Annotated in this window: 14 protein-coding genes; 5 read left to right on the forward strand and 9 right to left on the reverse strand. The window is 76.4% G+C overall.

Annotated elements, in window-relative coordinates; all coding sequences use genetic code 11:
* Positions 1-29 precede the first annotated feature (29 nt).
* The 6 genes from ACYX4T_RS19485 to ACYX4T_RS19510 form a co-directional block, all read right to left on the reverse strand.
* Complete coding sequence (locus tag ACYX4T_RS19485; RefSeq protein WP_476010928.1) at positions 30-770, reverse strand: hypothetical protein; 741 nt, start codon at positions 768-770, stop codon at positions 30-32.
* Positions 767-1,420, reverse strand: a complete 654-nt coding sequence (gene sigM / locus ACYX4T_RS19490) for an RNA polymerase sigma factor SigM (RefSeq protein WP_476010929.1) — start codon at positions 1,418-1,420, stop codon at positions 767-769. The genes ACYX4T_RS19485 and sigM overlap by 4 nt, the downstream gene beginning before the upstream one ends.
* Before the next feature lie 67 nt (positions 1,421-1,487).
* Positions 1,488-3,506, reverse strand: coding sequence for a protein kinase family protein (locus tag ACYX4T_RS19495; RefSeq protein WP_476010930.1), 2,019 nt, complete (start codon positions 3,504-3,506; stop codon positions 1,488-1,490).
* Between the two features lie 99 nt (positions 3,507-3,605).
* The gene (gene murJ, locus ACYX4T_RS19500; RefSeq protein WP_476010931.1) at positions 3,606-5,603 is read right to left on the reverse strand and encodes a murein biosynthesis integral membrane protein MurJ; all 1,998 of its coding nucleotides are present in this window, start codon (positions 5,601-5,603) and stop codon (positions 3,606-3,608) included.
* A gap of 596 nt (positions 5,604-6,199) precedes the next feature.
* Positions 6,200-8,542, reverse strand: a complete 2,343-nt coding sequence (locus ACYX4T_RS19505) for a DUF6049 family protein (RefSeq protein WP_476010932.1) — start codon at positions 8,540-8,542, stop codon at positions 6,200-6,202.
* The gene (locus tag ACYX4T_RS19510; RefSeq protein WP_274234531.1) at positions 8,539-8,967 is read right to left on the reverse strand and encodes an NUDIX hydrolase; all 429 of its coding nucleotides are present in this window, start codon (positions 8,965-8,967) and stop codon (positions 8,539-8,541) included. Before ACYX4T_RS19510 ends, ACYX4T_RS19505 begins: the two co-directional genes overlap by 4 nt.
* Before the next feature lie 180 nt (positions 8,968-9,147).
* Here ACYX4T_RS19510 and ACYX4T_RS19515 point away from each other — a divergent pair, with 180 nt between their 5' ends.
* On the forward strand, positions 9,148-10,614 hold the full coding sequence (locus ACYX4T_RS19515; protein ID WP_476010933.1) for a CCA tRNA nucleotidyltransferase: 1,467 nt from the start codon (positions 9,148-9,150) through the stop codon (positions 10,612-10,614).
* A 546-nt stretch (positions 10,615-11,160) separates the two neighbouring features.
* Here the strand turns inward: ACYX4T_RS19515 and ACYX4T_RS19520 are convergent.
* Positions 11,161-12,630 carry an MFS transporter gene (locus ACYX4T_RS19520; protein ID WP_476010934.1) on the reverse strand — a complete coding sequence of 490 codons (1,470 nt, stop codon included), beginning with the start codon at positions 12,628-12,630 and terminating at the stop codon, positions 11,161-11,163.
* Positions 12,631-12,809: 179 nt separating this feature from the next.
* Between ACYX4T_RS19520 and ACYX4T_RS19525 the strand changes: the two genes are divergently transcribed.
* Complete coding sequence (locus tag ACYX4T_RS19525; protein WP_476010935.1) at positions 12,810-13,400, forward strand: YqgE/AlgH family protein; 591 nt, start codon at positions 12,810-12,812, stop codon at positions 13,398-13,400.
* Positions 13,401-13,560: 160 nt separating this feature from the next.
* Here the strand turns inward: ACYX4T_RS19525 and ACYX4T_RS19530 are convergent, their stop codons facing one another.
* Positions 13,561-15,162 carry an IS1182 family transposase gene (locus ACYX4T_RS19530; protein WP_476010936.1) on the reverse strand — a complete coding sequence of 534 codons (1,602 nt, stop codon included), beginning with the start codon at positions 15,160-15,162 and terminating at the stop codon, positions 13,561-13,563.
* 175 nt (positions 15,163-15,337) lie between these two features.
* Here ACYX4T_RS19530 and ACYX4T_RS19535 point away from each other — a divergent pair, with 175 nt between their 5' ends.
* Positions 15,338-15,826, forward strand: a complete 489-nt coding sequence (locus tag ACYX4T_RS19535) for a DUF427 domain-containing protein (protein ID WP_476010937.1) — start codon at positions 15,338-15,340, stop codon at positions 15,824-15,826.
* A 4-nt stretch (positions 15,827-15,830) separates the two neighbouring features.
* Here ACYX4T_RS19535 and ACYX4T_RS19540 read toward each other — a convergent pair whose 3' ends face one another.
* Complete coding sequence (locus ACYX4T_RS19540; RefSeq protein WP_476010938.1) at positions 15,831-16,319, reverse strand: SdpI family protein; 489 nt, start codon at positions 16,317-16,319, stop codon at positions 15,831-15,833.
* A 174-nt stretch (positions 16,320-16,493) separates the two neighbouring features.
* Between ACYX4T_RS19540 and ACYX4T_RS19545 the strand changes: the two genes are divergently transcribed.
* Both ACYX4T_RS19545 and ACYX4T_RS19550 read left to right on the forward strand, forming a co-directional pair.
* Positions 16,494-19,409 (forward strand): leucine--tRNA ligase, encoded by a 2,916-nt coding sequence (locus ACYX4T_RS19545; protein WP_476015315.1) that lies wholly within the window; start codon positions 16,494-16,496, stop codon positions 19,407-19,409.
* Positions 19,410-19,690: 281 nt separating this feature from the next.
* Positions 19,691-20,602: a hypothetical protein gene (locus ACYX4T_RS19550; protein ID WP_476010939.1), complete on the forward strand. Its 912-nt coding sequence runs from the start codon at positions 19,691-19,693 to the stop codon at positions 20,600-20,602.
* Positions 20,603-20,680: the final 78 nt, after the last annotated feature.

Genomic DNA, 20,680 nt, shown 5'->3' on the forward strand with positions numbered 1-20,680 from the left:
CCCCGGCAGGATTCCCCGTACCGGCCCGCTCACCGGCCGACGAGCGTGTCGGAGACGGTGAGCGGTGCCCCGGGCGCGCAGCCCGGCTCGACGACCAGCAGCCGGAACCGCGCGGCCACCCCGGTCGGCAGGACGAGGAGCACGCCCGACCGCCCGTCGACGACCACCTGGCGCGCGCCCACCGGACGCGTGCCCGGCGGGAGCCCGTGCGCGGCGAGGCAGCCGCCCAGCCGGCCCTCGTCGGCGAGCGGGCCGTAGTCGGCGCGCCCGAGGCCCGCGCGCAGGGCCGAGACCCCGTCGCCGCTGCCCAGGGTGGGGACGCCGGGTGGGGCGGGGGCGGCCGTGGGCGCGGGAGTCGGTGCCGACGGGCTGCCGGTGGCGACGGCGACGGCCACCACCACCGCGGCGACGAGGGCCACCACGCCGGCCAGCAGCCCGCCGGCCGGCGCCCGCCGGCGCACGGGGGACGGTGGGTGCTCGGACGGTGGGGGCTCGGACGGTGGGTGCTCGGACGGTGGGTGCTCGGCGCCCGGCGCGGCCGGTCCCGTCGCCTCGGCCGCGAGCGCCCGCCGCACGTCGTCGACGAGCCCCGCGGGCATGGCCGGGGTGCGGGCGCCGTGGTCGGCGAGGTCCGCCCGGGTGCGGGCGAGCGCCGCCGCGACCACGGGGTCGGCGGGGTCGGGCAGATCCGCCGGGCGGGGCCCGGTCGCGCCGTCGTTCCCGGCATCGTTCCCGGTCCTGTGCCGGTCGTCCTGCTGCTCGTCGCTCACGGTCCACCTCCCCTGCGCTCCGACCCGCTCGTGTGTTGGACGTCGCCGGCACCCGTGCCGTTCCCCCGACCCGGCTCCCGGGTCCGCGGCCCGGTCGGGGCGTCCCGCGGCCGCAGGTGGCCCAGGAGGCCCGCGAGGCGCCCCCGCGCCCGGGCGCAGCGGCTCTTGACCGTGCCCTCGCGCACGCCGAGGACGGCGGCGGCCTCGGTGATCGAGAAGCCGTGCACGTCGACCAGCACCACCGCCATCCGCTGGCCGTCGGGCAGCGCGGCGAGGGCGTCGGCGACGGTGAGGCGCGTGAGGTGGTCGTCGATGCCGTCGCGGGGCGTGGGGACGTCGTGCCCGGCCAGGGGCTCCACGGCGCGGGTGCGCCGCCGGCGGATGCGGTCGAGGCAGGCGTTGACCGCGATCCGGTGCAGCCACGTCGACACCTCCGAGTCGCCGCGGTAGCGGGCCGCGCTGCGCAGGGCCGACACGAAGGTCTCCTGGACGGCGTCGGCGGCGTCCTCGCGGTGGTCGAGGGTCCGGAACGCGAGCAGCCAGAGACGTTCGGCGTACCGGCGCACGATCTCGTCGAACGCGCCCTGCTGACCGGCCACGTGCGCCGCGAGCAGCTCGCGGTCGCTGCGCGGATCGGGCAGGTCGGGCACGGCTCGCGACGCTAGCCGCCCCCGGCCCGCGGCCGGGGCCGTTCGGTGAAGCTGCCCCGGGGACGGCTCAGGGGCCGGCGCGCTCGATCGTCACGTCGGCGAGCTCGGTGACGTACTCGTCGTCGTCCTCCTCGCCGAGCGCCGTGATCCAGACGAGCAGGTTGCCGGTCGGCGGGGCGGCCTGCAGCGGGATCCGCAGCACCTCCTCGTCCTCGGGGACCGTGCCGGCGCCCAGCAGCTGGGTCTGAGCCAGCGGCACGTCCGCTGCGGGCGCGGCCCGGATCTCGATGCGCGTCCCCGGACTGGGCGAGCGGACCGTCACCGCGGACACCGGGGCGGGCGCGGTGAAGGTCGTCATCATGCCGATGCCGGGCTTGAGGGCCGGGAGCTGCTGGCGGTACTCCGAGGTCGACCACGTCGTCTCGGGGTCGTTGTCGGCCGCGCGGTTGATGCGGGTCGGGTTGTCGGGGCTGCCCGCCGGGCTGTACACCGCGACGCTCGACAGCTGCACCGGCCCGGCCGGGACCGGCGCAGGGATCGGCGACGGCGCGGGCGCCGGGGCCGGCGCGGCGCTCGGGGCCGAGGGCTCGGGCGGGATCACCACCACCGGCGGCCCGGACTGCCCGCCACCGGCGACGACCGAGATGATCTGGTAGCTGAGGAAGCCGAGGATGAGGAGCGTCGCGAGCACCAGCGCGGTGACGCCGACGCGCAGCTTGCGCCGCCGCGACGGGTCGGGGCCGGGCTCGGGGTGGGCCTCGTCGTGCCAGACCTCGGCGGGGTCGTCCGCGTCGATGGTCTGCCCGTCCTCCAGCACCGGCAGCAGCACGCCGTCGTCCTCGAGGCCCGCGCGCATCTGGGTGACGAGACGGTGCACCGCGGCCGCGGTGCGGATGCCGCCGTGCTCGTCGAGCGTGCGGTCGACCAGCGCGGCGAGCTCGACCGGCAGGTCGGGCCGCAGCTGGCGGGCGGACACCGGCGTGCCGTCGGGGCCGTGCGGGGCGAGGCGCAGGCCGGCCGGCGGCCGGCTCCCCTCGGCCCCGGGCCACCGGGCCGTGAGCAGCAGGTAGAGCAGGGCGCCGAGGCCGTGGACGTCGTCGGCGTTCGTCGCCTCGCCGCGGGGCATCGGGAACGCGAGGCGCGTCGCGGCCCGGGCGCTGACGCGCACGCGCTGGGGGTGGTCGAGGCCCAGGACGAGCCCGGAGCGGTGTGCCGCGGCGACGGCGTCGGCGAGCGGCTCGATGACCCGCAGGGCGGCACTGGGCCGCAGCGGGCCGTCGGCGACGAGCTCGGCGAGGTCGCGGCCCGGCGTCCACTCGGCCACCGCGGCGCCGAGGACCCCCGTCGGCAGGGCCGTGCTGCCCGGCCGGACGACGTCGAGGATGCGGGCGGCGTGCGGGTGCTCGAAGTGCGCCGACCGCGTCGCCCGCGACAGCGCCGCCGAGGCCTTCGCGTCGCCCTGCCAGGTGCCGACGAGCAGCGTGAGGGCCACGTCGCGCTCGAGCACGACGTCGCGGGCCTTCCACAGGGCGGCGTCGGCCTGCCGGTCGCGCCCGACCTCGGCGACGAGGCGGTACCGGTCGACCAGCAGCGTGCCGGGCATGAGCGGGCCGGCGGCGGCCATCGGACCCGACGTGGGGCCGGGCCGCTGCGGGCCGCCCGCACCGCGCGGCGGCCGGCGGGGTGGCGCCGGGAAGGGGCCGGACGGCGGACCCGGCGGACCGCCCGGTCCGGGGCCCTGCGCGGCCGGGCCTCGTGGCGCGCGGCCCGCGCCGCCCCCGGCGGGGGTGGGGGGCGCCGCGGTGGTGCTGGACCCGCCGGTGGTGCTGCCGTTCACGCTGGCGCTGGTCGCGCCGGCGGCACTGCCGTTGGTGCCCGAGGAGGAGCTGCCGTTGCTCCCCGCGGGCGAGGCCTCGGGCGTCGACGAGCCCGCGACACGGGAGACGTGGGTGGTCGGACCGTCCAGGCCGACGCCGGTGCGTCGCGGCGGAACAGCAGGCGTCGGCGGCAGCGCGACCTCGGTCTCCTCGGACGAGTGGGGCGGGGACGGGCGCTCCCCCGACGTGTCGCCGGCCAGCTCCCTCACCTCCCCCTCGGACGTCGTGCGAGCCTACGGGACTCGTGCGCCGCTACGGGGGACGCGCCACCCCGGTGGCGGGTTGCCCCGGACCCCGGCGAGCACACGTCACGAGGCCGGCGTCCGCCCCCGGCCCAGGAGACGGCGAAGCCGCGAGACCACCGGGTCGAGCTCCGGCACCTTCAGCAGCCGCATGGCGACCGCGACGGCGGCCAGGAACACCGCCGACCCGGTGACGAGCACCAGCCACGCCCCCAGCACCGGCGAGGTGCCGCTGCCGAGGACCCGCTCGAGCAGGGTCACGCACAGCACCGCGACCAGCACCGACACCAGCGAGGCGATGAGGGTCAGCACGAAGGTGCGCAGCACGCGGCGGGTGTCGAGGTGGCCGAGCCGGATCCGCAACCAGATGTTGCCGACGACGAGGCCGACGACGAACCCGAACGCGTTGACGGCCGCGAGGCCCAGGACGACCTGCTCGGGCGGGAGGAACACGGGGCAGAGGTAGGCCATCGGCACCTTGAGCGCGGTGATCACGACCATGATCAGCGTCGGGGTGCGGGCGTCGTTCATCGCGTAGAACACGCGCATCTGGAGCATGACGACGGCCATCGGGAGCAGGCCGAACGCCGAGGCCGCCATCGCCCCGCCGAGCGAGGCGGCGCCCTCGGGCCCGGAGCGGCCGATGCTGAACAGGGCCACGCCGAGCTGCGACCCGAAGACGGTGAGCAGCGCGCTGACCGGCAGCAACGTCACCGTCGAGAGCCGCGAGCCCAGGGAGAGGTCCGCGACGACCTGGTCGATGCGCCCGTTCGCCGCCGCGGCGCTCATCCGGGGCATCAACGCGGTGAGCAGCGAGACGCCGAGCACGCCGTAGGGCACCTGGATGAGCAGCCAGGCGTAGCTGTAGATCGCCGGACCGCCCTCGTCCGACCCGGAGGCGACCCGCAGGATCGACGCCAGCCCGACCTGGCTGACCAGCACGTACCCGACCACCCACGCGGCGAGCCCGCCGAAGGCCGACAGGCGCTGGTCCCAGCCGAAGCGCCACTTCCACCGGAAGCCGACCCGACGCATCGCGGGCAGCATCACGGCGGCCTGCACGACGATGCCGAGCGTGCTGCCGATGCCCAGCACCAGCAGCTGCGTCGTGGAGATGCCCTCGGGCGGCGACGGCAGGACGGCGTAGATGCCGAGCGCGACGAGCGCGACGAGGTTGTTGAGGACGGGCGCCCAGGCCGCGGGCCCGAAGTTCCCGCGCGAGTTGAGGATGGCGCCGAACAGGGCGCCCATGCCGTAGAAGAAGATCTGCGGCAGCAGCAGGTAGGCGAAGTCGACGGCGAGCTCGACGTCGACGTCCTCGGCCAGGTAGGGGCGGATGAGCAGCGGCGCCGCCACCACGGCGAGCGTCGTCGCCACGAGCAGGCCGACGCTCGCGCCCGAGAGGAGCTTCTGGGCGAACGCGTCCCCCTGGTCGCCGTCGTCCTTGGCGGCCTGGACGAGCACGGGGATGACGACGCTCGTCAGCACCCCGCCGAGCAGGAGCTCGAAGATGATGTTCGGCAGGGTGTTCGCGACGTTGAAGGAGCTGCCGACGAGGTTGAGGCCGACGATGGCGGTCAGCCCGAGGGTGCGCAGGAACCCGGTGAGGCGGCTGACCAGGGTCGCGACGGCCATGCCGCCGGACGCCTTGACCAGCGCCTTGTCGTCGCGGCCCGGGTCGTCGGCGGGCTTGCGCGGCGCGGGGACGGCGGGCGCGTCCTGCTCGAGCGGCGGGCGCGGGAGGAGCACGGTCTCCTCGAGCGACCCGGCGACGTTCCACGACGCGAGCGGGGCCGGGCGGGCCCGGCGGATCGTGCGCTCGTCGCGCGGCCCGGTGGGGAGCACCTCGGTGCGGTGCGGGTCGGGCGCGGCACGATCCGGCGCGGCGGTGGTCCCGGCGGCGGGGTCGGCGGCGTCGGCCGCCTCGGCCGCCTCGACCGCCTCGACCGCGGCGGTGGGGGCGGTCAGTCCGGTCGTCGACGGCTCGGACGCCGACGCGGCCGCGGGCGAGCCGGGCGGGCGCGGTGGGGGTGCGGGCGCGCTCGAGCCCGGCGTCCGCGGCATCGGGCGGGTCAGCCCGGCCGGACCGGGGGGCGGGCCGGCGGGAGGTCCCCCGGGCGGCGGGCTGCCGCCCGCCGGGCCCCCGGGCGGTGGCCCCGGGCGACCGCCCGGCGGCGGGCCGTGGCGTCCCGGCCCGCCGGGTCGCGCCGGCGGCACGGGGGGCGGCGCGGCGTGGGGCGCTGCGGGTCCGGCGGGTCCGGCGGGTCCAGCGGGTCCGGCGGGTCCGGCGGGTCCAGCGGGTCCAGCGGGTCCAGCGGGCGCCGGGCCGGGCGGGGACGCGGCGCCCGACGGTCGCGGCGGGCCCGCGGTCGGTGGTCCCGGCGGCCCCGGCGGCCCCGGGGTCGACGCTCCTGGTGGGCCCGGGCGTCCCGCGCCGGGCGGAGGACCCGGCTGCCCCGGCTGTCCCTGGTGACCCGTTCCCCCACCCGGGGCCGAGGGTCCGGGCGGCCGCGGGCCACCCGCCTGTCCCGGCGGGGGCGGCGGCGGGACGACGTCGGGCGCCGCGGCGTCGGCGCCGGCCCGCCCCGTCTCGCGTCCGGTGCCCCGCCCCGTCTCGTCGGCGGGCGGGTCGTCCGGCCGGCGGCCCGGTTCGCGGGCCGTCACCGTCTCTGCAGCTCGCGGGTCGGGAGATCCGCGCCCGTCGTCGTTCCCGTGTCCCGGTGGCGCCTGCGGCGGGACCTCCGGTCGCCTCGGGCCGCCCGCACCCGGCGCGCGATCCGCACGCTCGCCAGGATCACCAGCACGACGGCTGCGGACGCGGTCAACCACACCGTGATCGTGCCGTAGGCGGTCGATCGCAGCAGCAGACGAGCCGTGGGACCGAGAGGTTCACCCCCCGGTGTCTGCGCCTGCGCGTCCACCGCGAACTGGCCCGCGCGCGTCACCTCGACCTCGACCTGCACCTGCCGGCTCCCGAACGCCGGCACGGTGACGACGGGCAGCGAGGCGGTCCGCAGGCCGGGTGTGGGCTCGAGCACCACCTGCACGCGGACGGCCACGGGCAGGCGGTTCTCGACGGTCAGCAGCAGGGGGGCGTCGTTGGAGCCCAGCGAGTACGACCCCGACGGCTGCGCGACCCGCACCAGCGAGCGCAGCTCGTCGACCTGCCGTTCCACCGCTGCGACCTGCGCCTCCTGCACGGCGGGCTCGCCGCGCCACGCCGCTGACAGGCTGCGCAGCACGCCGGCGGTGAGCGGCTCGACGAAGTCCGACGGCGACGGCGCGCCCACCCCGTCGCGCTCGGTGGCCGCGAGGAGCTCGCGCTGGCGGTCGCGGACGACGCCGGCCCGGGCGACGAGCTCCGGTGCCGCCACCCCGTCGATCTCCCGCTCGGGCGAGGCCAGGGCCGTCGGCGGGAGGGGCGTCGCGGCGCCGATCGGCCCGACGAGGGTGGCGAGGTCGACCGGGCGGGCCAGGCCGAGGCGGGCGAGCTCGTCGACGCCCGCGAGCAGCGCGCCCGCCTCGCCGGTGCTCGCGGCCCAGTCGGTGGGCGGGGCGACGACCTCGACCGCCGGCGTCCCGTCCGCGGGCGGCTCCTGCAGCGCGCGCAGGCCCAGCACCCCGAGGGCGTCCTGGGCGGCGAGCGGTCCGCCGGTGCCCGCGGGGCTCGTGGTGTCGTCGGCGCCGCCGGCCTCGTCGCCGGGGCGCGGCGCCAGCGCGGCGGCCGCGACGGGGTCGAGGGCGACGGCAGCGGGGGCAGCGGGTGCAGCGGGGGCACCGGGGGCGCCCGGGAGCCGGGCGAGCGCGCCGGCCGGCAGCCGCCCGTCGAGCACGTCGCCGTCGACGAGCAGGGCGCGGGCGCCCTGTCCGGCGAGCCCGGTGACGGTGCGCTCGTCGACGAGCCCGCCGGCGGGCCACACCGTGCCGGCGAGCGGGGTGACGCCGAGGACGTCGCCGACGCGACGGGTGCCGGTCGACACCGCGGCCGCCGTCAGGTCGGGCTGGTCGCCGCGGGTGGTGGCCACGAGGTCGGTGCCCGCGTAGGGCAGCGCCACCACGCACCGTCCGCGGGCCTGGGCACGCACGGCGTCGAGCCAGCGGTCCGCGGCGGCGGCGCCCAGCCCGGGCGTGGTGCCGCCGTCGGCGGTGCGGACCTGGTAGCCGCCGGTCATCGCGCTCGCGGTCTCGAGCAGGTCGGCGTCGACGGCGAGGCACACCGAGCGCGCCGCCGCGGAGCCCGGCGGGGCCGCTCGGCCGAGGGCGTCGACCAGCCCCGCGAGGCGGCCGCCCGAGGCGAAGGAGGTGGCGAGGTCGTCGTCGGTGAGCACGGTCGGCGCGCCGGGCACGACCGGCAGGCGGCGGGGCCGGTCGGCGAGCGGGTAGAGCACCGAGACCGCGGTGGCCCGCCCGACCGGCGGGGCGGCGGGCGGTCCCTCGCCGGGGACGCCGACCACGGGCAGCAGGAACCGCACCGCACCGAGCCGGGTCGGCCCGGTGCTGCCGAGCGCGCCGTCGACGTCGACGAGCAGGGGGTGCACCCCGGGCGCGGCGAGGGCGAGCGAGTCGGGGCCGGTCAGCGGCACCCGGAGGGTGAACGGCACGACGGCCTCGGGCGCGATCGTCCGCGCGACCTCGACCGACGGCGTGCGCACCGCGGCGCCCCCCGACGCGCCCCCCGACCCTCCCGGCCCCTCGAGCACCCCGAGCGCCGCCCGGCTCCCCGAGAGCGCGGGACCCCGTTCGAGGCGGACACCGACGTCGCGGGCCGTGACCGCGGACCGGTTGGTGATCCGCCCGGTGACCACGACCTCGCCCGGCCCGTCGGTCGTGACCGTCCGCGGCGCGAGCGTGTCGAGGACGACCTCGACCGGCGCCACGCGGGGCTCCTCCGGCGCGGCGGCGGCCGGCGGCGCGGTGAGCAGCAGCAGCACCCCCACGACCAGGGTCGTGAGCAGGGCGAGAGGACGTCGGAGGGCTCCCCGCGGGCCGCGGGGAGGGCTCACGCCGACTCCTCCAGGATCTGCGCGGCGCGCCGCACCAGGCGGCGCTCGTCGGCGTAGGCCAGCCGGGAGTCGAGCTCGGCGAGCGGCACCCACGCCACCTCGGTGACCTCGACGTCGGCGTCGGAGAGCTCGCCGCCGTGGGCGCGCAGCAGGTAGTGGTGCACCGTCTTGTGGATCCGGCGGTCCTCGGCGACGAACCAGTAGTCGATGCTGCCGAGGAACGCCCGCACGGACGCGATGATGCCGGTCTCCTCCTCGACCTCCCGCACGGCGGCCTGCTCGGCGGTCTCGCCCTCCTCGAGGTGACCCTTCGGCAGCGACCACAGCAGGCGCCCGCGGCGGTCCAGCCGGCCGATCAGGGCCGCGCTGGCCCCGGTGGCGTCGACGACGAGGCCTCCCGCCGAGGTCTCGTCGACCGTGCGCATCCGCCGCCGGGAGCCCCGCCGGCGCCGGTCGCCGGACCGGCGGGACGGGGTGGACACGCCCGCGATCGTACGGCGCCCCCGCGGTGACGGGGATCTGTCGCCGGGTCGACGCGCGGGTGTCGTTCCCCGGGGACCTGGTGTCCTCAAGGAGTCTCCCCGCTCGCGGTAGCCTGTCCTGTCGTGCCCGGACCCGCGCCAGCCCCGACGTCCACGACCGGCGCCGATCATGCGGCGGTGGTCGAGATGACGCGCTACTCCCCCGTGGCCGACGAGCTCGCGCGGCGGTTCGCCGAGGCCGGCCACCGGCTCTACCTCGTCGGGGGCAGCGTGCGCGACGCGATGCTCGGGCGGGACTCGACCGACCTCGACTTCACCACCGACGCGCGCCCGGACGCCATCGCGCGGATCGTGGCGGGCTGGGCCGACGCGGTGTGGGACACCGGTATCGCGTTCGGCACGATCGGCCTGGTCCGTCGGGGCGTGACGTGCGAGGTCACCACGTTCCGCGCCGACGCGTACGACGGCGTGACCCGCAACCCGGTGGTCGCGTTCGGCGACACCGTCGAGGGCGACCTCGTGCGCCGCGACTTCACCGCCAACGCCATGGCGCTCTCGCTGCCCGACCGCACGTTCGTCGACCCGTACGGCGGGCTCGCGGCGCTGGCCCGCGGCGTCCTCGACACCCCCGGCGAACCGCGCACGTCGTTCTCCGACGACCCGCTGCGCCTGCTGCGCGCCGCCCGGTTCGTCTCGCAGCTGGGCTTCGAGGTCGCCCCGCGGGTGCGGGAGGCGATGACGGAGATGGCTCCGGAGCTCGGGCGGATCACCGCCGAGCGGGTGCAGGCCGAGCTCTCGAAGCTGCTGCTCGGTGCCCACCCGCGGCGCGGGATCGAGCTGATGGTGGACACGGGGCTCGCCGACGTCGTGCTGCCCGAGGTGCCGGCCATGCGCCTGGAGATCGACGAGCACGCCCAGCACAAGGACGTCTACGAGCACTCGCTGACGGTCCTGGAGCAGGCGATCGGGCGCGAGACCGACGGCCCGGACCTCGTGCTGCGCCTCGCCGCGCTGCTCCACGACATCGGCAAGCCCGCAACCCGCAAGGTCGAGCCGGGGCGGCGGGTGAGCTTCCACCACCACGAGGTCGTCGGCGCCAAGATGACCCGCAAGCGCCTCCGCGAGCTGCGCTACCCCAAGCAGGTCATCGAGGACGTCGCGCAGCTCGTGTTCCTGCACCTGCGCTTCCACGGCTACGGCAAGGGCGAGTGGACCGACTCCGCCGTGCGCCGCTACGTCACCGACGCCGGGCCGCTGCTCGAACGGCTGCACAAGCTCGTCCGGTCGGACTCGACGACGCGCAACAAGCGCCGGGCGGCCGCGCTGCAGCGCTCCTACGACGAGCTCGAGGAGCGGATCGCGCGGATCGCGCAGGAGGAGGACCTCGCGCGGGTCCGTCCCGACCTCGACGGCAACGCGATCATGGAGCTGCTCGGGATCCCGCCGGGGCCGCTGGTCGGGCGGGCGTGGCGTCACCTCAAGGACGTGCGCCTCGAGCGCGGCCCGCTCTCCGACGAGGAGGCGCGCGCGGAGCTGCTGGCCTGGGCGGCCGCGGAGGGGATCGGGTCGGGGGAACCGTCCGGGGAGTAGCTGCGTCGAACCCGGTGTGGGATCCCCAGCGGTCAGCTATGTGTTCGGCACCGGGCACGGCCCGGTCCACCGGCACGTCTCGCCCGCCGACGCCGACCTGCCCGGAGGAGCGGGCCCGCCCGGAGGTGCGCCGGACGCGGTGAGGCTCGACTTCGACGGCGACGGGCGGGTCGACGACGCGTTGTGGGACAGCGACGGCGACGGCAGCGCCGACCGCTCGCTGCTCGACCTCGACGACGACGGCCGTCCGGACCACGCCTACACCGACCCCTCGGGCCGCGGGCTGTGGGACGCGCGGGCGCCCCTCGACGTCGCGGCGGCGCCGACGGCGCCGACCGCCGGGGCCGCCCTGGAGTGGACCGACGTCCGGGGCCGCGCGGCCCGCGCCGACCCCGCGCTCGACACCGACGGCGACGGGGTGCTCGACGGTGCGGTGGTGGACGCCGACCACGAGCCGGGCAGTGAGGTGGTCAGCGACCTCGACGGCGACGGCCACGCCGACCAGCTGCTCGTGGACGCCGACGACGACGGCCGGGCGGAGATGGCCTACCTGTCGGGCGCGCCGCCGGGGTCGGCGTCGGCGCGCTGGGACCTGCTGCTGGTCGACACCGACGGCGACGGCGCGGTGGACACGACGGTCGCCGAGGGGGCCGCGGGCTGGGTGCCGCCCTGACCGTGGCCCCGGGCCTGCCGCTGGCCCTCGGCGCGCAGGGCGAGCTCGTGCACCACCAGCCCGATCAGGTAGAGGCTCGCGGCCAGCACGAGCAGCAGCGGCGAGCGCCCGCTCGGCGGGGCCACGAACGCCGCCCCGGCCACGGCGACGACGTAGGTGACGTTGAACGTGGTGTCCGACAGCGAGAAGACGCGCCCGCGGACGTCGTCGCCCACCTCGCGCTGCACCGCCGCGTCCGAGCACAGCTTGATCGCCTGGCCCACCAGCCCGAGCACGAACGACCCGGCGAGGATCGTCGGCAGCGTCATCGGCAGCCCGAGCCCGAGCAGCGCGACGGCGGCGAGCACGAGCATCACGCGCACCGTGCCGGCGCGCCCGACCCTGCCGGTGAGCCACGGCGTCACCACCGCGGCGACCCCGAGGCCGGCGGCGACGGCCGCGACCACCTCGCCCAGCCCCGCGATGCCGGCCTTCAGGGGGCCGACGTCGGTCAGCGAGTTGCGCATGAGCAGCAGCACCACGAGCGTCGTGACGCCGAAGGCGAGCCGGTGGGCGGCGACGGCGCCGAACGCGGCGAGCACGCCGGGGGCGTCGCGGGTGGCCCGCGCGCCGTCCGCGAGGCCCGACGCGACGGCGCGGAGGGCCTGCGCGGCCTCCGTGCGCTCGTCGGGACCGAGGGTGCCGCGCCGGATCGTCGTCGCCACCACCACGATGAGCAGCGAGCCGACCGCCGCGACGGCCGTCGTCCACGCCGCGTCGGTGTCCTGGGGCCCCACCAGCCCGCGCAGGCCGATCGCGCAGCCGGCACCGATCGCCGCGGCGACGGCACCGGAGGTCGTGACCAGCGAGTTCGCGCCGACGAGGTGCTCGGGGGCGACGACGTGCGGCAGCGCCGCGGACAGGCCGGCCTGGATGAAGCGGCTGACGCCGATGGTGGCCAGCGCGCCGAGGTAGAGCGCCGGCCCCGTGACCCCGGCGAGGACCACCCCCGCCGTGAGCAGCGTGAGGACCCCGCGCAGCACGCCGGCGACGACCATGACGCGGCGCCGGTCCCAGCGGTCGAGCAGCGCGCCGGCGAAGGGCCCGATGATCGAGTAGGGCAGCAGCACCGTCGCGAGCCCGAGGGCGACCATGACCGGGTCCGCCTCGCGCTCGGGGCTGAACAGCACCAGGCCCCCGAGGGCCGCCTGGAACACGCCGTCGCCCCACTGCGCGGCCAGCCGGACCGTCAGCAGCTTGCCGAAGCCGGGGTGGGTGAGCAGCTCGCGCAGCCGGCCGATCGGTCCGCGCGCGGTCGGGGTGCCGGTGCTCGGGGACGCGACGGGGCCGGGAGCGACGGGCACGGGCGCCCACGCTACGCGCTCGGTGCCCCGAACGGGCCGGGCCGTTCGGGGCCGGGAGGTGGACCCCGGTGACCCGTCGTCGACCGTCCGCGCGGTGCCCCGGCGCCCGGTCGGGCGTGCTCGTCCCCACCCGGACCGTGCCTGCCGTGACCGAGTGCGGCGGTGCGACGATGGGTCGCGTGGCCAGTGGTGTGGGTGAACATCAGCAGGCCGAGGTCGAGGCGGGGACGCTCCTCGTGGCGTCCCCGACGCTGACCGACCCCAACTTCGCGCGCTCGGTGGTGTTCGTCATCGACCACCGCCCCGCCGGCACCCTCGGCGTCGTGCTCAACCGGCCCAGCGAGGTCTCGGTCGCCGACGTCCTGCCGACGTGGGGCCCGCACACCAGCAGCCCGGACGCCGTGTTCGTCGGCGGGCCCGTCGAGCAGCGCACCGCCCTGTGCCTCGCCGCGCTGCGCACCGGCGAGGACCCGGCCCGCACCGGCGGCGTCGTCGGCGTCCGCGGACCCGTGGCGCTCGTCGACCTCGACGGCGACCCCGACGACCTCGCCCCCCGCGTCCGCGGCCTGCGCGTCTTCGCGGGCTACTCGGGCTGGGACCGCGGGCAGCTCGCCGGCGAGATCGGCCGCGGCGACTGGTACGTCGTGCCCGCCCTGCCCGACGACGTCCTCGCCCCCGCCGGCTACGACCTCTGGGGCGGGGTGCTGCGCCGCCAGGGCGTCCCCCTCGCGCTGCTGGCCACCCACGTCGCCGAGCCGCGCCGGAACTAGGAGCCCGCTGAAGAAGTGGGTTGGTGGGCGTCTCGGCAGTCGTGCTGCGGTCAGCACCCGTGGGTGCGACAAGAGGTCGCCCCGCCCGGCGCTGATAGTGGCGGGTTGTTGATGGGCTGTCGAGGCCGTAGCCGGGCCGGTAGTCGGCTGGGTCCTCGGATCAGCTTGCGGCCAGGGCCCATCGGCCGTGGTCGAGGTGCAGTCCGAAGGTGATCATTCGGCGGAGGTTGAGCGCGGCGACGCGGGTGTGCAGCCAGGCGTTGTTCTTGACCACGCCGCGGTGGGGGACGCGCCGGTTGCCGCGGGTCAGCCAGGCGATGGAGCGCTCGACCATGGGCCGGTGCCGACGGTAGGACTCGAGGTGCTCGGGGGTGCTCGCCCGGGCGCGGTGTGCTCGTTGCAGCGCGTGGTGCGGCCCGAGGTGCAGGGTGCGCCCGTCGGTGGCGGTGGTGGATTGCGCGCGCAGTGGGCAGTCGCGGCAGTGCGCCCCGAAGATCGCTGCTCCGCTCGCAGTGATCGGGCGGGTGATCCCGTTCGGGCAGGTCATGGTGCTCGCGGCCGGATCGTGGGTGAAGTCGTCGATGGTGAACCCGCCGGGGACGGTCGGGCGCAGCGGCCACGGCTTGATCACCGCGGTGTGCCCGGCCTGCTCGAGCGCGGCCAGGGCGTCGCCGGTGCCGTAGGCCGAGTCGGCCAGCACCTCCAGCGCCTCGCCCGGCTCGCTGGCGGCGGCCTCGAGGTTGGGGTCGCCGGTGAGCAGGGCGATACCGACAGTGGCGTCGCTGTTGTCCGGGCCCGAGGCTTGGGTGAGCCTGGTGTTGGTGATCAGCCCGGTGTCGGGCTCGACCACCACGTGCGCGCGGTAGCCGTCCTGGCGGCGCTCCCGGGACTTGTGCGCGTGGCGGGTGTCGGGATCGACGGTGGAGATCACCCGGTCCGGGGCCACCTTGGTCGCGATGCGCCAGCGCCCGTCGGTGCCATCGGAGCCCTCGGCAGGCTCGACGTCCTGCCCGGCGACCAGCGCCAACAACGCCACCGCCTGACTGGCGCGCTCGTCGAGCCCGGCCCCGCCGGGGTGGCGCGTCTCCAGCTCGGCGAGTACCGCCAACGCGTCGTTGACCAACGCGGAGACCAGCTCGTCACGGGCCGCGGGGTCGTCCCAGGCGATCTGCGGCTTGCCCGGGTGGGAGTAGTCATGCCCGCTCGTGGTGACCGCCGTGACGACCTCGGCGCCGGCACCGACGTCGCGGGCGACCCGGCGGATCGCGGCGATCAGCTGGGTCACGGTGTCCTGGCGGGCCACCGCGTCATCCAGAATCGTCGAGTCCAACGCCCGGCGGGTCTTCCCCGCCACCGCACCAGTCTCGGCGACCACCGCGGCGACGGTCTCGAAGATGCGGTTCGGGCTGTTCGAGGCGGCCAGCCGGCGTCGCCAGTAGGTCAGCGTCGAGGCGTCGAACGCGGTGTCGGTGATCGCCAGCCCGCAGGCGGCTTTCCACCGCAGATCGAACGTGAGTGCCTCGACAGCTTCCCGGTCCGACAGGCCGTGCAGGGCCTGCAGAACCAGCACCGTGGCCACCACCTCCGGCGGCACACTCGGCCGGCCGCGGCGGGTGGGAAACAGGTCGGCGAACAGCTCCGGGGCGAACAGCCGGGCCCGATGCGCAGCCAGGAACGCGAACACGCTGCCCGGCTTCAGCAAATGCCCGGCGACCGACTCCACATCCAGCAACTCACGCTGATCATCAGAGCGACCCTGCACCCGACAAGGATCCCAGCCCACCCGCCGACCACCAGCCTCGACGCGCTGACTTCTTCAGCAGTCTCCTAGGCGCGCCGGAGTTCTGCAGCGAACGGGTATCTCGCTGCTTCTACGCGCACGAACGCCCCGTTCGCTCGCCGCGCCCGCGCGCCCGGTCGGGCCTAGCGTGACCCTCGTGCGACGCGTCGAACCCGGTCCCGGGCAGGAGTCGGTGTGGGACTACCCGCGCCCCCCGCGGGCGGAGGCCGTGCGCCGGCGGGCGGTGGTCACGCACGCCGGCACGGTCGTCGCCGACACCGACGACCTCGTGCGCGTGCTCGAGACCAGCCACCCGCCGACCTGGTACCTCCCACGCACCGCGTTCACCGAGGGCGTGCTGCGCCCGGCCGAGCGCCGGACCGTGTGCGAGTGGAAGGGCACGGCGCGCTACGTCGACGTCGTCGTGCCGGGCGCGGCGCCGCTGACCGACGTCGGCTGGTGGTACCCGCAGGACGCCGTCTACCCCGAGCTCGCCGACCGGGTCGCGCTCTACCCGGCGCCGTTCGACGAGATCACCCTCGACGGCGAGCGCGTCGAGCCCCAGCCCGGCGGGTTCTACGGCGGCTGGATCACCCGCGACGTCGTCGGCCCGTTCAAGGGCGCGCCGGGCACCTGGGGCTGGTGACCCCTCAGGCCCCCGAGTCGGCGGCGGCCCGCGGACAGATCGCGCACGAACCCCCGCAGGCCCCGGCGGCGGGAGCACAGTCGGCGGGCGCCTCCGGCTCCTCGGGCAGGCCCGCGGTGCACGGCGCCGCGGGCAGCGACGCCAGCGCCTCGTGCTCGGCCTGCTCGGCGTCGGCGAACCGCGCGCCGACGACGCCCCCGGCGCCCAGCAGCCCGACCAGCGCGAGCGTCCCGAGCACCAGCATCGTCACCCCGGCGCCGGTGGACGCCGCACCGAGCGCGGACCCGGCCCCCGCGAGCCCGGCCACGCCCGCGCCCACGAAGGCGGGCGCGGCGGCGCGGTTGGCGCGGCGGAAGGCGTCGACGCTGTGCATGGTCCACACGGTGCGGATGCCGAGGACGCGGTTGCGCGGCAGGCGGTGCCGCAGGGCGAGCAGTCCGGCGCCGCCCACCACGAGCGCCGCCACCGCCAGGACCAGGGCCGGGACGATCACACCCCCAGAGTAGGCTCGGCGGCGTCCTCGCGGGATCCGCGGTGCCCCCGTGGGGCGCGGCGCGCGGGTCGACGGCGAACCATCCCCGACGGACCGCCGGACCCGGTCGCGGGCTCCCCGCGGGACGACCCGAGGTCGATACCCAGGAGGAGTGCCGTGACCGCCGAGCCCGAGGTGGCGAGCCGCGCCGACAGTGCCGGTGGCCCCGGCGGCGGCAGTGGTGCTGGCGGCGTCCCGCCGTACCGCTACACCGCCGCGCTCGCGAACGACATCGAGCGGCGCTGGCAGGACCTCTGGGAGTCGCAGGACACGTTCGCCGTCGCTAACCCGTCCCCGGGCGGCCCGCCGCCCGCGGGCGAGAAGTTCTACCTGATGGACATGTTCCCCTACCCGTCCGGCGCCGGCCTGCACGTCGGGCACCCGCTGGGGTTCATCGGCACCGACGTCCTGGGCCGCTTCCTGCGCATGACCGGGCGCCACGTGCTGCACACCATGGGCTTCGACGCCTTCGGTCTCCCGGCCGAGCAGTACGCCGTGCAGACCGGGACCCACCCGCGCACCACCACCGAGGCGAACATCGCGCGCTACCGCGCGCAGATCCGCCAGCTCGGGCTCGCCCACGACCAGCACCGCTCGGTGTCCACCACCGACGTCGAGTTCTACCGCTGGACCCAGTGGATCTTCCTGCAGATCCACGCGTCCTGGTACGACGTCGAGGCGGGCCGCGCGCGCCCGATCGCCGAGCTCGAGCAGGAGCTCGCGGCCGGCATCCGCGCGCTGCCCGACGGCCGCGACTGGGCGACGCTGTCGCGTCCCGAGCAGGACCGGGTGCTCGACGGCCACCGCCTGGCCTACCTCGCCGACGCGCCGGTCAACTGGTGCCCGGCGCTGGGCACGGTGCTCTCCAACGAGGAGGTCACCGCCGACGGGCGCTCCGAGCGCGGCAACTTCCCCGTGTTCCGGCGCAACCTGCGCCAGTGGATGATGCGGATCACCGCGTACGCCGACCGCCTGGCCGACGACCTCGACGGCGTGGACTGGCCCGACTCGGTCAAGACGATGCAGCGCAACTGGATCGGGCGCTCGCAGGGCGCGCAGGTCCGGTTCAGCTCGGACGCGGGCCCGATCGAGGTGTTCACCACCCGCCCGGACACCCTGTTCGGCGCGACCTACCTGGTCCTGGCGCCGGAGCACCCGCTGGTCGACGCGCTGACCCCGGACGGCTGGCCCTCGCCGCCGACCGGCGACGAGCTCGACGGGCGCTGGACCGGCGGCGCCGCGACCCCCGTCGAGGCCGTCGCCGGCTACCGCCGCGTCGTCGCCCAGCGCTCGGACCTCGAGCGCCAGGAGGCCCGCGACAAGACCGGCGTGTTCACCGGGGCCTGGGCGACCAACCCGGTCAACGGCGAGCCGCTGCCGATCTTCGTCGCCGACTACGTCCTCATGGGCTACGGCACCGGCGCGATCATGGCGGTGCCCGGCCAGGACCAGCGCGACTGGGACTTCGCGTCCGTCTTCGGCCTGCCGATCCGCCGCACGGTCGCGCCGCCCGCGGGCTTCGACGGCGAGGCCTACGTCGGCGCCGGTCCGGCGATCAACTCCGCCAACGACGAGATCAGCCTGGACGGGCTGGAGGTCGATGCGGCCAAGTCGGCGATCGTCGCCTGGCTCGCCGGCCGGGGAGCCGGGGAGCCGGTGGTGCAGTACAAGCTGCGCGACTGGCTGTTCTCCCGCCAGCGCTACTGGGGCGAGCCGTTCCCGATCGCCTACGCGGCCGAGGGCGAGACCGACGGCGGGCCCTCGATCCCGCGCGCACTGCCCGCGTCGGACCTGCCGGTGCTGCTGCCCGACGTCGAGGACTACGCGCCGAAGTCGTTCGCGCCCGACGACCGCGACTCGTCGCCCGAGTCGCCGCTGGCCCGCGCCACCGAGTGGGTGTCGTTCACCGCGGACCTGGAGTCCGACCCGGAGCGCGGCGTCGCCGACTACCGCCGCGAGACCAACACGATGCCCCAGTGGGCGGGCTCGTGCTGGTACTACCTGCGCTACCTCGACCCGGACAACAAGGAGCGCTTCGTCGACGCCGACGTCGAGCGCTACTGGCTGGGCCCGCAGGGACCCGGCGACCCGGGCGGCGTCGACCTCTACGTCGGCGGCGTCGAGCACGCCGTGCTGCACCTGCTCTACGCCCGGTTCTGGCACAAGGTGCTGTTCGACCTCGGGCACGTCTCGTCGTCCGAGCCGTTCCGCAAGCTGTTCAACCAGGGCTACGTCCAGGCCTGGGCCTACACCGACGCGCGCGGGGTCTACGTGCCGGCCGAGGAGGTCGTCGAGGACGCCTCCGCCGCCACCGGATTCACGTGGAACGGCGAACCGGTGCGCCAGGAGTACGGGAAGATGGGCAAGTCGCTGCGCAACGTGGTGACCCCCGACGAGATGTGCGAGGCCTACGGGGCCGACACCTTCCGCCTCTACGAGATGTCGACCGGCCCGATGGAGGCCTCGCGCCCGTGGTCGACGCGCGACGTCGTGGGCTCGCACCGCTTCCTGCAGCGCGTCTGGCGCCTCGTGATCGACGAGCAGACCGGCGAGCTGCGCGTCGCCGACGCCGAGCCGGACCGCGACACGCTGACCGCCCTGAACAAGGCGATCGACGGCGTGCGCACCGACCTGCCCGCGATGCACTACAACACCGCCGTCGCGAAGCTCATCGAGCTGGCGAACCACCTGACCAAGGCCTACCCCGACGGCGGCACGCCGCGCTCGGTGGCCGAGCCGCTGGTGCTGCTGCTCGCGCCCCTGTGCCCGCACCTCGCCGAGGAGCTGTGGTCGCGGCTGGGCCACCCGCACACGCTGGCCTACGCGCCGTTCCCGGAGGCGGACCCGGCGCTGCTGGTCGAGGACACCGTCGAGTACCCGATCCAGGTCAACGGGAAGGTCCGCTCGCGCATCACGGTGCCGGCGACCGCCGCCGAGGACGAGGTCCGCGCGGCGGTGCTCGGCGACGCCAAGGTGGTCGAGCTCCTCGCCGGCGCCGAGCCGCGCAAGGTCATCGTCGTGCCCGGGCGCCTGGTCAACGTCGTCCGCTGAGCCCGCTGGTTCTGAGCGAAGGGCACCTACGGTCGAATAGCCGGGCGGCGGGCGCCCTTCGCCGGAACGCCGAGGGTGGCGGTGAGCCCGGCGGTTCTGAGCGGAGAGGGCACCTTCAGTCGGATAGCCGGGCGGCGGGCGCCCTTCGCCGGAACGCCGACCGGCCGCGCGCCACGTCGTCGACCTGAGCGAAGGGCCCCTTCGCTCAGAACGGGAGCCGCACACCCCGCTGGTGCGTCGAACCAGGTATGCCCCGTCGTGCACGGGTCGACTGGCAAGCGGTGCAGGCCGCCGCCCCCGACGGCCTCATCCTCGTCCGTGACCTCCTCGCGCTCGGCGTCCCGTCGAGCACCATCGCCTTCCGCTGCCGGAAGGTCGGCGGCTCCTGGTGGCGCCCCGTCCTCGGGCTCGTCGCGCTCGCCCGCGCCGCGCTGACCGTCCGTCAACGTCTCGTCGGTGCGCTGCTCGCCGCCGGCGACGACGCCGTGGTCACCGGTCTCGCCGCGTGCCGGCTCCACGGGCTCGAGCGTGTGCCGGAGCACGGCGACGTCCACGTCCTGATCGAGCACCGGAACCGGCGACGATCCGAAGGGTTCCTGCTCGTCGAACGGACGACGCGCATGCCGGCCACCCGGGTGCTCGACGGGATCCGCTGCGCCTCGCTACCCCGGGCGCTCGTCGACGGCGCGCGGCGCCTGACCCGGATCGACGACGTCCGCGCCCTGCTCTGCGAGGCGGTCCAGCGGCGCCTGGTCACGGTCGCCGCGCTGCGCACCGAGGTCGAGGAAGGCTCGTGCCGGGGCGCCGCGCTCGTGCGGACGGTGATCACCGAGCTGGAGGACGGCATCCTGTCGGCGGCGGAGGCGTGGCTGCGCGAGCTGGTGCTCGGCATGGACGACTTCCCCGCCGTCCGGTGGAACGTCGCGCTGCGGCGGGTCGACGGTTCCCCCCTCGCCACCGTCGATGCGCTGGTCGACGGGGTCCCGCTCGTGATCGAGCTCCACTCGTTCGCCCACCACGCCGATCTCGAGGCCTACGACTCGACCATGCGTCGGCACGGCGAGCTCGCCGCGGCCGGGTACCTCGTCGTCCCGGTGACGCCGAAGGAGCTGCGCGAGAACCCCGAGGGGGTGCGCCGCAAGCTCCGGGCGGCTCTCGAGGAGCTGCGAGCCCGGCAGGTCACCGCGGCCTGAGCATCCGCCCGGAACGACCGAAGGGCCCCTTCGATCGATCTACTCGATCGAAGGGGCCCTTCGCTCACAACCCGGGTG

The organism is Actinomycetospora sp. ABD4_176 (genome assembly GCF_056311855.1).